The sequence below is a fragment of the Pseudonocardia sp. SID8383 genome (assembly GCF_009864975.1).
Taxonomy (GTDB): Bacteria; Actinomycetota; Actinomycetes; order Mycobacteriales; family Pseudonocardiaceae; genus Pseudonocardia; species Pseudonocardia alni.
Genome location: NZ_WWFY01000945.1, coordinates 1 through 351, shown reverse-complemented (window position 1 = coordinate 351; position 351 = coordinate 1). Strand labels below are relative to the sequence as shown.

Annotated in this window: 1 protein-coding gene; it reads right to left on the bottom strand. The window is 77.2% G+C overall.

The genetic code is table 11. The features are described from left to right. Positions 1 to 351, bottom strand: a 351-nt coding sequence (locus tag GTW08_RS22455; protein WP_161152483.1) for a glycosyltransferase, incomplete at both ends; no start/stop codon positions are given.

Below are 351 nucleotides of genomic sequence, written 5' to 3'. Positions count from 1 at the left end.
TGGCAGAACGTCTCGGCCTGGCCGGTGTGGACGAACACGTCGAGGCTGGCGTAGATCTGCGCGAGCTCGTCGCCGCCGCGGTGCCCGAGGAACGCCGCCGAGGGCAGCCGCTCGCGCAGCCCGTCGGCGCTGGGGCCGTCGCCGACGACGACCAGCCGTGTCCCGGGCAGCTCCCCCAGCACGGCGAGCCGCTCGACCTGCTTCTCCGGGGCGAGGCGGCCGACGAAGCCGACGAGCCGCTCGCCGTTCGGGGCGAGCCGGCCGCGCAGTGCGTCGCTGCGCCTGGACGGGGTGAACCGGCGGGTGTCGACGCCGCGCGCCCACTGGTGCACCCGCGGGACGCCGCGCTCG